This window comes from Gilvimarinus sp. 1_MG-2023 (genome assembly GCF_030548285.1).
Genome location: NZ_JAUOSC010000163.1, coordinates 1 through 442, shown reverse-complemented (window position 1 = coordinate 442; position 442 = coordinate 1). Strand labels below are relative to the sequence as shown.

The window sequence follows — 442 nt, the reverse complement described above, 5'->3', positions numbered from 1 at the left end:
GAACCGGCTTGCCCAGAAACCGCGCATGCGCACAAAGAAACTGTTAGCATGCAAATCGAATTCAATCATAATTTCGAGCAAAGGAAATAATGTGTTAAGCACACTTTCCAAAATTTCACTTACTAGCACAGCAATAGCCCCTGTAGGCTTTACTTATGCGTGGGTGGCTTGGTTTGATGGAGAAAAAACATTTGCTGGCTTGGCTATTGCAGCTTCATTATTTCTAGTACTGGTTTGCATCTGGATGCTTCGCTATGCCAAGAAGAACTTAGAGCGCTTCAATTTTTCTGTAGCGACTGTTGAAGCTGCTGATCGTGAAAATATGGGCTTTCTTCTTTTATATTTACTTCCGCTTTTTACTGCAAGTTTCACTGCGCTAAACTGGATAGTCTGGGTTCCAACATTATTAATATTTGCCATGATAACCAGCACTGGATATAGC

At 41.2% G+C, this 442-nt stretch carries 1 protein-coding gene; it reads left to right on the top strand.

Annotation, left to right across the window (positions count from 1 at the left end; genetic code table 11):
- Positions 1-91: 91 nt before the first annotated feature.
- Positions 92-442, top strand: a 351-nt coding sequence (locus Q4563_RS16230; RefSeq protein WP_303605213.1) for a hypothetical protein, incomplete at its 3' end; no start/stop codon positions are given.